The 12,136-nt window shown below is 58.0% G+C and carries 12 protein-coding genes and 3 pseudogenes; 13 read left to right on the top strand and 2 right to left on the bottom strand.

Going from position 1 to position 12,136, the window contains the following annotated elements:
- The 10 genes and pseudogenes from EN969_RS00430 to EN969_RS00385 all read left to right on the top strand — a co-directional run.
- Positions 1-394: DUF269 domain-containing protein (locus tag EN969_RS00430; RefSeq protein ID WP_127418963.1), on the top strand; the 394-nt coding region annotated here is incomplete at its 5' end.
- Positions 395-484: 90 nt separating this feature from the next.
- Entirely contained in the window at positions 485-643 is a 159-nt protein-coding gene (locus EN969_RS00425) for a CCE_0567 family metalloprotein (protein WP_224571204.1), read from the top strand.
- Positions 640-955 (top strand): annotated as a pseudogene (gene fdxB, locus EN969_RS00420) (ferredoxin III, nif-specific). Before EN969_RS00425 ends, fdxB (EN969_RS00420) begins: the two are co-directional and overlap by 4 nt.
- A complete protein-coding gene (locus tag EN969_RS36705; RefSeq protein ID WP_082826585.1) occupies positions 927-1,226 on the top strand; it encodes an exopolysaccharide production repressor protein in 300 nt (99 codons plus the stop codon). The pseudogene fdxB (EN969_RS00420) and the gene EN969_RS36705 overlap by 29 nt, the downstream one beginning before the upstream one ends.
- A gap of 236 nt (positions 1,227-1,462) precedes the next feature.
- Positions 1,463-2,476 carry a 1-aminocyclopropane-1-carboxylate deaminase gene (locus tag EN969_RS00410; RefSeq protein ID WP_024505903.1) on the top strand — a complete coding sequence of 338 codons (1,014 nt, stop codon included), beginning with the start codon at positions 1,463-1,465 and terminating at the stop codon, positions 2,474-2,476.
- Between the two features lie 599 nt (positions 2,477-3,075).
- Positions 3,076-4,233: a TlpA disulfide reductase family protein gene (locus tag EN969_RS00405; RefSeq protein WP_063170386.1), complete on the top strand. Its 1,158-nt coding sequence runs from the start codon at positions 3,076-3,078 to the stop codon at positions 4,231-4,233.
- 324 nt (positions 4,234-4,557) lie between these two features.
- Positions 4,558-4,994, top strand: a pseudogene (locus tag EN969_RS00400) (DUF269 domain-containing protein).
- A gap of 46 nt (positions 4,995-5,040) precedes the next feature.
- Complete coding sequence (locus EN969_RS00395; RefSeq protein ID WP_063169367.1) at positions 5,041-5,244, top strand: CCE_0567 family metalloprotein; 204 nt, start codon at positions 5,041-5,043, stop codon at positions 5,242-5,244.
- A complete protein-coding gene (gene fdxB / locus EN969_RS00390) occupies positions 5,241-5,558 on the top strand; it encodes a ferredoxin III, nif-specific (protein WP_174800308.1) in 318 nt (105 codons plus the stop codon). Before EN969_RS00395 ends, fdxB (EN969_RS00390) begins: the two co-directional genes overlap by 4 nt.
- The gene (locus tag EN969_RS00385) at positions 5,555-5,761 is read left to right on the top strand and encodes an exopolysaccharide production repressor protein (RefSeq protein ID WP_082826584.1); all 207 of its coding nucleotides are present in this window, start codon (positions 5,555-5,557) and stop codon (positions 5,759-5,761) included. Before fdxB (EN969_RS00390) ends, EN969_RS00385 begins: the two co-directional genes overlap by 4 nt.
- Before the next feature lie 597 nt (positions 5,762-6,358).
- Here the strand turns inward: EN969_RS00385 and EN969_RS00380 are convergent.
- A complete protein-coding gene (locus EN969_RS00380; protein ID WP_063169366.1) occupies positions 6,359-8,161 on the bottom strand; it encodes an ABC transporter ATP-binding protein in 1,803 nt (600 codons plus the stop codon).
- On the opposite strand from EN969_RS00380, the gene EN969_RS35170 reads away from it, so the two are divergent.
- The gene (locus EN969_RS35170; protein WP_127262113.1) at positions 8,141-8,443 is read left to right on the top strand and encodes a hypothetical protein; all 303 of its coding nucleotides are present in this window, start codon (positions 8,141-8,143) and stop codon (positions 8,441-8,443) included. The two genes, EN969_RS00380 and EN969_RS35170, sit on opposite strands and share 21 nt — an antisense overlap.
- Before the next feature lie 354 nt (positions 8,444-8,797).
- Positions 8,798-9,544 carry a LuxR family transcriptional regulator gene (locus EN969_RS00375; RefSeq protein ID WP_063169365.1) on the top strand — a complete coding sequence of 249 codons (747 nt, stop codon included), beginning with the start codon at positions 8,798-8,800 and terminating at the stop codon, positions 9,542-9,544.
- Between the two features lie 16 nt (positions 9,545-9,560).
- Here the strand turns inward: EN969_RS00375 and EN969_RS00370 are convergent.
- Positions 9,561-9,796: pseudogene (locus EN969_RS00370) on the bottom strand (transposase); the annotation flags it as partial.
- Positions 9,797-10,515: 719 nt separating this feature from the next.
- Here EN969_RS00370 and EN969_RS00365 point away from each other — a divergent pair.
- Positions 10,516-11,232, top strand: a complete 717-nt coding sequence (locus tag EN969_RS00365) for an SPASM domain-containing protein (protein WP_224571099.1) — start codon at positions 10,516-10,518, stop codon at positions 11,230-11,232.
- Positions 11,233-12,136 lie beyond the last annotated feature (904 nt).

The following is a 12,136-nucleotide window of genomic DNA, read 5'->3' as shown; positions in this document are numbered from 1 at the left end:
GGACGACGAGGCCCTTGCTTCCCCGTTCGTCAAATGCCTCCTGCGGCTCATTCGTACTCAGGATTCCTTCGGCTTATGGGAAGGCCATTCGGATGCCGAGCTGCTGGCCGAGTTCATCATCACCAAGCAACAGCAACGTGCGGTACCCTTTGGCGGCGATCCCGATCCTGACGCGCTGTGGAGGCTCGACATGTTTTACACCGCCGTAGCGCTTGCGATCGAGGAGCGCTCCGGCGTGTCGACGTCGCCAATAATTGGAATGAAGCCCCTGCGGGCTTCCGGCGGTTGGTCGTTCTGTCGAGACGTCCACCGGTTCGGCTTCGAGACTTTCCGCAAACTTGCTGAGGCCGGTACGAAACTGGTCGACGATGCGACTGCAGCCATTGAAGCCTAGCCCGAGATGGAGCGCATCAAGAAACCATTGTTCCAGGAAGGATCTATGTCAGACCTAGATAGGATGAGGAAAAAAGTCTGAAAGCTCCAGTTGCGTGCAGCTATTGCCAAGATGGCATTGCAGGACCTCGTCGAGGGTCTGCCGGGCAAGTGGGCCGACATACAGGAAGTCGCCGAGAAAACCCAAGCCGTTTATGCCGAGTTGGATGTTGCCAAGAGAGAACTCGCTTCAATGAAGAATTTAGGATGATGCGCACATTCACCACCCGTGACGGCTCCATTTGGATGCCGCCGTACCTGACCTCCATCGATAGCAAATCTGCATCGGCTGCTGCCGTTGTTTCAAGGTCTGCTCGCGCGATGTCATGCATCTTCACGGCGTTGATGATGCGGGTGAAATCCTCGCCCCTGCGATGACGAGGACGACGATTTCGACGGCAAGCTCAATCGCATGATCATGGTTGTCGATGATGCCGGCCGCTGCATAGGCTGCGGAGCCTGCGGCCGCGTCTGCCCCAAGAACTGCCAGACGCATGTTCCGGCCGACGAGCTCGCAACATGATCTGGCGAAAACCAGGGGAGCGGCGTGCACTTCATCTTTTTGTCGGCTCGTGGGGCTGGTCCTGTGCAGCAATGCGTCGATGGTTTACTTCGCTTTGGATTCGCTCCGTGTGGCAGTCGTCACGACGCTGGCCTGTTCGCTGCTGCTTCAGGCCGGCTACTTCGGCCGCGTGCTCTTTCTGATCTGGCAGTCCTCTAGCCGCGCTCGTGGAACTCGCCACAGGGGCCAGCATGCCGATGGTTACAGGAAAGCTCGGGTACCAGTCGTCTGACTCTGATCAACTGCGGAATGCAATTTTCAGCTGTGTCCCGGCTTGGTCGAATGCCCAGCATGTGCTGCTGCTTTGATGCGCGGATGACAGGATCAGTGCTCAGACCCACACCAATTTTGGTCACCCTCTGATGACTGAGCTGATCGTATAGGGAATCTGTGTTCGGCTAACACGCGACCATACCCCTGGGCTGACCGGTGCGTAGCAGGTTCAGGTACTTTTTTGCTGGAGATAGCATGCTGGAAAAATTCGAACGTTATCCGCTCACCTTTGGACCCACGCCGATCGAGAGGCTCGACCGCCTCGGCAAGCATCTGGGCGACAAGGTGGAAATCTACGTCAAACGCGAGGACTGCAACTCCGGTCTCGCGTTCGGCGGAAACAAGCTGCGCAAGCTCGAATACATTGTGCCCGACGCGATCGCGTCAGATGCCGATACGCTCGTCACAATCGGTGGCGTGCAGTCCAACCATACGCGCATGGTCGCTGCGGTCGCCGCCAAGATCGGCATGAAATGCCTCCTGGTCCAGGAGAGCTGGGTCCCACATGATGATGCTGTCTACGACCGGGTCGGCAATATCCTCTTGAGCCGCATCATGGGGGCAGAGGTGCGCCTGGTTGACGAGGGCTTTGACATCGGCATCCGCCGCAGCTGGGAAAAGGCACTTTATGAAGTCAAGGCAAGGGGCGGCAGGCCATATGCGATACCTGCCGGCGCCTCTGTCCACAAATACGGCGGCCTGGGCTATGTGGGGTTCGCTGAGGAGGTGCGTGCCCAGGAAGAGCAGCTTGGGTTTGCCTTCGACTATATCGTCGTCTGTACGGTGACTGGTTCAACCCACGGCGGCATGCTCGTCGGGTTCGCCAAGGATGGTCGACAGCGCAACGTGATCGGTATCGATGCCTCCGCCATGCCCGCCAAGACCAAGGCGCAGGTGCTTGGCATCGCCCAAAATACAGCGAAGCTCGTCCACCTCGGAGCGGAAATTGTCGAGGCAGACGTGGTGTTGTTCATGGACTACGCGTACCCGGGTTATGGCGTTCCATCGGAGGAAACCAAAGAGGCAATCCGTTTGTGCGCGCGGCTCGAGGGCATGATTACGGACCCCGTTTACGAGGGCAAATCGATGCAAGGGATGATCGACCTCGTCCAGAGGGGCTTCTTTCCACAGGGATCGAGGGTCCTCTACGCACATCTAGGCGGCGCACCGGCGATCAACGGGTACGGCTACACCTTTCGCAACGGCTGACGTTCGGCAGTCTGCGATTCCGCGGTCGCGCTCGAACGTGGGTAGGTAGCGTCGTTCGAGCGCTTGGCTGGAGAAGTGGAGGCAGCGACGGGCATCCACTAATTGGTACCATTACGTGCTGTCGGTGCTCAACGCCACGCGCATTGAGCGCATGCCGCCGTTGGCAACCGCGAGGCGAATTTTGACTCCGGGGCAAGAATCCACACGCGGCGGTGGCGGCACGAGGACCAAGCCGGCGAGTTCGCGCTTTCGAACTGGCGCCAAACTGCCACTGCTCGAGGGCCGAGGCCAGTCTAATCACAGGCGAGCCGTCCAAGCTCTCAAGAGTGATAGGGCGAAACCCGACAGCGGCAGAAGACATGTCGGGTTCACGACAATCGGCCGCATTTGGCCTCGTGGAGAATTTCAAAGCATTTCCCGCCGCTTACCGGAGCTGAGGGAATTGGCACCTCCGTTGCAGCTTGATGTGCGGCAACACGGTGAGAGCTTCGCTGAAGCAAGCCAGAGGGAGCGATGCCCTCGAGACCGTGTCCGATTTTGACTGGAAAATATTCCGCGACAAAAGAGACGAAAGGTGTGGAATGACTTTGGACACCAAGATGGAACTGCGTATGGGGTCCCCGGCTCCTGCGATCAAAGTGGAGAACTGGCTGCGTGGCGAGCCCCTCACGAACTTTCGGCCCGGCAAGGTCTACCTCGTTGAGTTTTGGGCGACTTGGTGCGGACCATGTGTCGACGCCATGCCCCATTTGATCGAACTGCAGGAGAAATATGAAGGCAGCGGATTTGAGGCGGTCGGAGTTGCCGCCTGCGAACAGGGTCCTACCGCAGACGAGGCGCGGACCAACGTGGATGCCTGGCTGACCGAGGAGTTCCCGAATCTGAATTATCGTATCGGGTTCGATTACATTGGCGAAATGAACAAGCTCTGGATGGATCCCAGCTCTTCGATTGGGATTCCCACCTCGTTCGTGGTCGACCGCGACGGCCACATCGCTTTTATCGGCCACCCGGCGGAACTCGATGACGTTTTGCCGAAAGTCCTTAACGGCAGCTGGCGCAGCAGCTATGAAGCGAAAGCCGCCGATGCAAAGCGCATCGCGCATAACCAACTTGCAGCGCGCGAAATGTCGCTTACCGGGCCGATATACGCCAAACTTGAGCCGGCGATGCAGGCCGAGGATTGGACGGCGGCGCTCTTGGCCATCGAAGAAGGCCTCGCCTTGATGCCAGACTCTTGTGAGTTCCGGCAGATTCATGCGGATCTTCTGCTTCACAAGCTGCGCGACATCAAGACCGGCATGCCGGTCATGCGAGAATTGGTCGAGGACGCGATCGACAAAACGTCCGACGCGGTGTCGTGGATGGCCTTGGCCCTCAACCAACTCTTCGATCCCACGATGGACAATTCCCATCTTCCGCGCGCGGAGCGCTTTGCGATGGGCAACGAGCTCTCGGAACAGATACTGGCACTCAATCCCCCGAACGGCGATGGCCCGTTTAAATACCTCCGGTACCTCCCGGTAGCTCAGTATTATTACGAGAGCGGCAACAAAGATCGCGCAATCGAGTTGATCGAGGTGGCACTGAAATCGGTGGACCGGCTGGGGCCAATTCCGGACCACACCAAACAGTACTATCTTACCCCATTGCTCGAAGCACTGGCCAACTACACGGGTGAGCCTGCCTGTCACGCGGATCTTTGTGTGGCTCCGCAAAAGAAGGCACCCGAAACTCAAAACGAAGTCACTTCCTGAGCAAGAATCGCGAAGGGACTGACAATTGGAATTGAACACTGGCCAATCCGCCCATCGAAGCTCTCTTCGCAGCAAGTATGTCGATGCAGCAGGGCGGCGGCTTGCGGAAGGTTGGATTTCAATTGCGTTGACCACCGGTCGGATCGCGGCGCAGACGATGTGCGCCGCGAATTCGCGCCGCAGGTCTCGCACTCGTGGACATGTCGAGGTCGGCCACGGGGCACTCTTGGGGTTGGCCCGCCCAAGCCATTCGTCGGCCACGCAAGCGGACCCGGAGTGGGCATCGCAGGAAAAGGAAATCGTACCTCGAAGACGAAGACTGAAATGACGAACAACGAAATTCCTCCGGTTGGCCCTGCTGTCAACAATGACGACGAGGCCCTTGCTTCCCCGTTCGTCAAATGCCTCCTGCGGCTCATTCGTACTCAGGATTCCTTCGGCTTATGGGAAGGCCATTCGGATGCCGAGCTGCTGGCCGAGTTCATCATCACCAAGCAACAGCAACGTGCGGTACCCTTTGGCGGCGATCCCGATCCTGACGCGCTGTGGAGGCTCGACATGTTTACACCGCCGTAGCGCTTGCGATCGAGGAGCGCTCCGGCGTGTCGACGTCGCCAATAATTGGAATGAAGCCCCTGCGGGCTTCCAGCGGTTGGGCGTTCTGTCGAGACGTCCACCGGTTCGGCTTCGAGACTTTCCGCAAACTTGCTGAGGCCGGTACGAAACTGGTCGACGATGCGACTGCAGCCATTGAAGCCTAGCCCGAGATGGAGCGCATCAACAAAACCATTGTTCCAGGAAGGATCTATGTCAGACCTAGATAAGATGAGGAAGAAAGTCCGAAAGCTCCAGTTGCGTGCAGCTATTGCCAAGATGGCATTGCAGGACCTTGTCGAGGGTCTGCCGGGCAAGTGGGCCGACATACAGGAAGTCGCCGAGAAAACCCAAGCCGTTTATGCCGAGTTGGATGTTGCCAAGAGAGAACTCGCTTCAATGAAGAATTTAGGATGATGCGCACATTCACCACCCGTGACGGCTCCATTTGGATGCCGTCGTACCTGACCTCCATCGATAGCAAGACCTGCATCGGCTGCTGCCGTTGTTTCAAGGTCTGCTCGCGCGATGTCATGCATCTTCACGGCGTTGATGATGCGGGTGAAATCCTCGGCCCCTGCGATGACGAGGACGACGATTTCGACGGCAAGCTCAATCGCATGATCATGGTTGTCGATGATGCCGGCCGCTGCATAGGCTGCGGAGCCTGCGGCCGCGTCTGCCCCAAGAACTGCCAGACGCATGTTGCGGCCGACGAGCTCGCAACATGATCTGGCGAAAACCAGGAGAACGGCGTTGCACTTCATCTTTTTGTCGGCTCGTGGGGCTGGTCCTGTGCAGCAATGCGTCGATGGTTTACTTCGCTTTGGATTCGATCCGTGTGGCAGTCGTCACGACGCTGGCCTGTTCGCTGCTGCTTCAGGCCTGCTATTTCGGCTGCGTGCTCTTTTTCGCGGACGTCGATGATCTGTAGAACTGTTCATTCGCTCCGCAGAGGGCCGGCGAATCCAATCTCTTCCTAAGCCCGTTGGCCGTAATCGAAAGACACGGGGCCGGCGAGTTCGTGCTCAGCTGCCACTGTGCTAGCAAGGGAACGGAATCCAATCCCGGAGCAGATGGCCAGAGTTGAGCGAAGACTGCGGTCGGAGCTCCTGCGCTTCCGGGTCTCCAAGGGGACGACTTTGCGAACCGAAGGGACTTTGAACCGTTGACGTGGCCAGCGTGCGGTAGGTTGGGCCAGCGACAGGGATCCCGGCCGGCCGGGAAGCACCGCCCTCTCAATGTGCGTTGACTTCGCTTCCTTTGGCGAAATGTGGGTAACGGCGAGGGCCGCACTCTTCCCGGGCCGTCGACATTCCCGCCCTTTTGGTGCGTGCGCCGTTAGGCGCGACAATTCGGTGCCCGCGTGTAACTGCGCGCATTCGCCGAAGCTTAGACGTGGTGCATTCCCGCTCGCCCGTTTGGCGGACAGTTCCGGCCGTGCTGGTTTTGCCGCCTAACGCCCGCCGCTCGTCACTGCCACACCCCTCTCCGGCAACGGCTCGGCGCATCGCGCAAGCCGGTTTAGCGATCAGGCCAGGCCCTTCGCGAGTTCCAACGCCTGCCGTTCGAAGAGGCGGCGGTAAATGCCACCATCGAGATTGATCAGGGCGGCATGATCGCCGTCCTCCATGATGCGGCCACGGTCGAAGACGAGCAGCCGATCGAGCGAGCGGACCGTCGACAGCCGGTGTGCGATGACGAGTGTGGTTCGGCCCACCATCAACCGATCCACCGCTTGTTGAATGAGCACCTCGGATTCCGAATCGAGGCTCGATGTGGCCTCGTCCAGAATAAGGATCGGCGCGTTCGCGAGGAAGGCGCGCGCGATCGCCACGCGCTGGCGCTCGCCGCCGGAGAGCTTCAAACCCCTTTCGCCGACCAATGTCCCATAGCCCTTCGGCAGGGGCGCGATGAATTCGTGGGCACTTGCCAGTCGTGCCGCTTGCTCGATCTCGGCCTGGCTCGCGCCAGGCCGGCCATAGGCGATGTTCTCGGCAAGCGACCTGTGAAACAGGATCGGCTCCTGCTGCACGATCGCGATCTGCGAACGAAGGGACTCTTGGGTCACCTCCGAGACGTCCTGACCGTCTATCAGGATCCGGCCGCCGCTCAGGTCGTAGAGTCTCTGGATCAGCTTCACGAATGTTGTCTTGCCGGAACCGGAGGGTCCAACCAACCCAACCCTTTCGCCAGCTTCAATCGACAGCGAACATTCGCTATAGAGCGGCAGGGGATGGTTGGCGTAGCGGAAGTGGACGTTCTCGAAATCGATACGGCCGTTCGTGATCCGGATCGGCTTGGCCTCTGGACGATCGGCAACATCCACCTGCTGATTGTGGATGGCCACCAGTTCTTCCATATCATTAACCGAGTGCTGCACGTTGCGGACATGCATGCCGGCATCACGCAGATAGCCCTGCAGGACGATGAAGGACGTGAGAACATATGCTATCTCGCCCGGCGTTGCCTGTCCATGCGACCACAGAAGCAGGGCATATCCGACCACCGCCACCCTGAGCGCAACCAAAGTTACGCCTTGGGTTGAGCCGATGATCGTTCCGCGCACCCAGCTCCGGCGCGCGCGGTGCCGCCATTTCGTCATGATATTTGCAAGCCGCTCGTCTTCGCGAACCTCTGCGCCGAAGCCCTTGACCACAGCGTTGCAACTGACCGCGTCCGCAAGCGCGCCGCTGAGCCTTGTGTCCCATCGGTTGGCAAGGCTCGCCGCTGGCGCGACATAGCCGAGCGACAGCGAAATCGAAAACGCAAGGTAGACGAGAGAGCCGCAAGCAAAGATCACGCCCATGACCGGCCAGTGCCAGCCGAGCAGCACCGTCGAGCCGATCAAGATGACAAACGACGGGAGCAGCGTGACGAGTATCGTGCTGTTGAGGAGGTCGAGCGCCCACATGCCGCGCGTTATCTTGCGCACTGTCGAGCCGGCGAAGCTGTTTGCATGCCAGTCTGTCGAAAAGCGCTGCACATGATGGAACGCTTCGGTCGCGACGTCGGAAATCATTTTCAACACCAGGTCGCTCAGGCCAATGAAGGCGACGTGGCGCATGGCAATGCCACCGAGTGCCAATGCAATCGGTACAGAGAATGCTGCAACAGCTGAATCCGAAGCTGGTGCTGCCGCATTAGCAGCACGAGAAACAGCGTCGATGAGTCGGCCAGAATAGAGCGGCATCAACACGTCAGCCAGCGTGGAGGCGAGCATCGCGGTCATGATGATCGCGAGCCGGGCCGGCTGCCTGTTCCAGAGGCGAACAGTGAAGGCGAAAACGTCGCGACAAGTGGCGCCGCGCCCATGGACGGGGAAACGTCTCATAGTTTCCAAGCGGGCGCATCAACACGCTCGGTCCCAAAGACGATAAAAGACAAAACTGGAATTTCGACCTCCCCCATAACAGCATCAATTTTGGCGGGCAGCTCTTGCCGCCTCACGACGGTGAGTTCAAAAGTCGTGCCAACTGAGCGGGAACATCCGAAGGACAAATTCAGCAGGTTACCGAGCCTGGAGAAAGTCAGCCGCCATCCAGTCGATACGATTGCTACGGCTGCTCAACTCGGGAGATTGGAAAAGAAGGTCGATGTATCGATTGAATTTTGAGCTTGTTCTTGCCTCGATCAAATAAGTACAGTTGCAATGCAGCTTTCTCAGGCCCGGCACTTAGGTGCTGATTTCAAAAGCGCGCCGCGAATACTTTCCTGCCCATATTCCGTCAATCGAATGCTCGACTGTCGGATTGTGCGCTCCCCGACACAGTGCTGTCGGTTCGCCTCCTGGGTACCTCCCCCGTCGATTGACGACCTGAAGGAGAAGCTTCGCTCGCAAGCTGGCACGACTCTTGAGGGTACTCCAGGTGGCGGAAGGAACTCCGGCTCGAGTCCCGTTGACTTCGGATGTTGCGAGGCTGGGTTGGAGCAAACTGTGCACCAATGAGAACGCAATGAAGGAGACATCATGGAACTCCGGCGGATTGCGGTGGAGTTAGACCTATTCCTCAAGATGACTGATGATGTCGCTCAATCCGAACAGTTGTTCGAACTGTTGTCTGCGTTTGCGCTGAATTTCGATTGCCCGTGGATTGCCTATGGGCCGCTCGCATCAGAGAGGGCTTTCAAGCCGAACCGGGAGGGTTCTGTGGTGATGTGGAATTATCCTGCTGAATGGCAGGAGCGCTACTCGAGAATGGGCTATGCCAAAATAGACCCCCTCATCAAGAAAGGTCGAAAGGAGGCGGGACCCTTTCGATGGAGCGAGGTGTATACTGATGAAAACATAACTGAAGATGGACGCCGCGTCTTGGACGAAGCAGCAACATTCGGCTTGAGGTCAGGCGTTACCGTCCCATTACATGGCCCTGGTGGCAGCTTTAGGTTTGTGAGTTTTGCTCAATCCTCGGACTGCGAATTGCAGAATAGAGCGATCACCTACCTGCAAATGGCCGCGCTGCGGTTTCATCGGATGGTTACGAAGTTCGACACTACGACTGCGTCGGAACGAGCTCATAACCTGTCTCCGAGAGAAATAGAGTGCATTGATTTGGTGTCACAAGGAAAATCATCTTGGGAAATAGGAACTATTTTAGGCAGATCACGAAATACGATAGATTTCCATTTAAAAAATGTAATGCGGAAGTTGGATGCGACCAGCAGAACGGTAGCTGTTGTAAAAGCTTTGAACCTTGGGATTATCCAACCGCCGTAGGTGCGCAGCTAGTTCTCCGCCCGTAGTAGCGCGCGTGATAGCCGAGACGCTCCGGCGTGCGCTCGCTCTTCGAAGCACCCAGCGCCTCGTCCATCTCGGCCTCGAGCACCTCCTGCATCACGGCGCGAATCACCTCGTGCAATCCATCCGGCTTCGAAAGCAAAATGTCGTTGACGCTGCTACGGCGGATTTATCTTCAGGCTTGGTCCTGGTGGCGATGCTGAGTTCGCTTCGCTGAGATTGGGCGGTCATGACAGGGTGGTGTTCAATGTCACCGATTCCTGGAAGAAATTACCATCCGTATTAAGCGACTGACGATGAGTGATGTGTGTCCAAAATCTGACAGCTGTCAGAAAACATTTCGGGTTCAATACAGCGGAGCGTCTTAGCCCTGTCGGGCTTTTCGAAGCCTATCTCGCAGTAACTGCGCGCCAGGCGCACTAGCTCGGCCTTTGCTGGTCGATGTGCGGCAATATAGTGTGAGGGCTGACCCGCATGAGAACACGGAACTCGCTCGATGAAGGATGATCGACGGCATCCAGAAAGCTTCTCTCCGGCGGGTTCGAGGGTGCTGCGCGCGCATCTCGGCGACGGGCCAGCGACCAACGGTTGAGGCTACATCTCCGGAGCGAGTGATGCCTCGAAAGATGCAATGCTGTCTCTGGTCCGACGCGCTGGAAGTTTGTGAAGGGTCGGCCCGGCAAATCGGTGAACCGGGCGGCTTAGGCTGCCAAAAAGGGTAGATGTCTGCGTTGCCTCGGTAGATCAGCAGGCGGTATCAGAAAGCCAAAGGCACACGCACACCATCGTGGCGCTTCGCAGGAAGTAGATGGGAGTAATCACCAGTGATTTTACCGGAACTTCGCTCAGCAAACACAGCCGGCAGGGTTTTGGAGATAACGACGACCACGGGATGCGTCGTAGGATGTTCATATTGTCCCCAGGACAAGTTCGCGGTCCGGCAAAGAAAAGTGTCTCATGCGAGTCATCTGGATCTTGAAGATTTCAAGCGGTGTCTGGCCCGCGTACCGACTTCCGTCGACATTGGTTTTGCGGGATACTCCGAACCTTGGCTCAATCCGGACTGTACCGAAATGGTGGAGCACGCCTTCGCCAAAGGCCATGGCATCAGGATTTTTACGACGCTGGTGGGAATGAACGGGCAGGACCTGCAGCGATTGCAAGCCTTGCGCTTGGGCGTATTCGTGGTCCATGTTTTCGATGACGGCACCTACATGAACAGCCGCCTGGTCGGAGACAAGTATCGCGATCTGGTTCGTCAACTCGTCGACGCGGACATCCCCTTGATCCGATTCGTGGCCTTGGGCGAGCCCCACCCAGATATAGCCGACATTATTCCTACCGAAGCCCTGATAAAAGCGCGGCCGGTGAGCAGTAGGGGTGGAAGCGTCGACCCTAAGATCGTTGCACCACGTCAGCCAGTGGTCGGAGCCCTAACCTGCGTGGACGCACGACAGTATCGGAATGTTCTTCTTCCAAACGGCGACGTTACCCTGTGCTCTATGGATTTTGAACGGCGTCACGTATTGGGCAACCTTCTATATGAGGGTTACTCCGCTCTGTTTGAAAAGCCAGTTTTTCGCGAAATCGTCGACCGCATGAATGGAGCAGATGGTTTTCTGCTTTGCAGGATGTGTGAATTCGCCGACCCAAACGACCGGACCTGAGTGCATGCCGGCCGAGAGGGCGTGCCTGGCAGTGCGGATGGCCCCACGACAGATGCACCTGCCCGCGACGCCATCGTGTTTTCACGTTACGCCAGTATGTTCCTGTAGGCGCGGCAGTGGGCCTCGAGCATTTCGGAGACGAGCTCATCGAAAGGTCTTCGCCTTCCAACCGAGCTTGTCGGCCTGCCTAGCTTGAGGTAACGCCGATCACAGGTCAACCATCGGTCGGATGGAAACAGTGTTAGTCGATCCCGATCAGAGCTTGATTGCTTACTCACGGCTCACCTCGTCAACGCCTTCACCCTCCCGGACGATCTCCTTTTCGACTCGCCTGAAGGCAGCAGCCCAGCTGCGGCCGGGGATGGTTGCCGTCGCGGTAGTGGACGTTCTCGAAACCGATGCGGCCCTTCGCCAGCGCGTCTCCCGGTTGCTTCCGCCTGGCCTACGAACGGGCTTTCCGTCAAGGGGGTCCACGGCGGCCCCGCCCTCTTGATCCGGCGGCTCGGGCCAGTCATCGCGCAAGAGATCGGAATCCGCATTCTTCTCAAAGAGAGCGTGGCTTTCGCTGTGTCATCGGTCATCAAATAGTTTCTTGAATCAGGTTGGTGTCCGCAGCCCGAGGTTGAACGGCGAATATTGATGACCGCCGCGAAGCCGCTCGCTCGCTACGGCGCTATTGAGGAGCGCGCTCGCGAGCGGCTTCGCTACCGCCGAGCGACACAACCTCTGGCGACGCGACCCTGCTGATCTCCTTGGACTCACTCATTTGTCCGGAGCGCTATGGGCAGCGAAGGGTGGGTACGTCAACTACCTGATGCCATAGTAGCGATGCTTTCGCGGAAGCTTTAGAAGCCATCCTGTTGCAGCACATTCGAAAGCATCCGAATGGAGGGCAACGCAACCC

Source organism: Mesorhizobium sp. M7A.F.Ca.CA.003.01.2.1, from assembly GCF_003998945.1.
Taxonomy (GTDB): domain Bacteria; phylum Pseudomonadota; class Alphaproteobacteria; order Rhizobiales; family Rhizobiaceae; genus Mesorhizobium; species Mesorhizobium ciceri.
The sequence above is the reverse complement of the archived record's forward strand: the minus strand, read 5'-3'. Positions and strand labels throughout refer to the sequence as shown.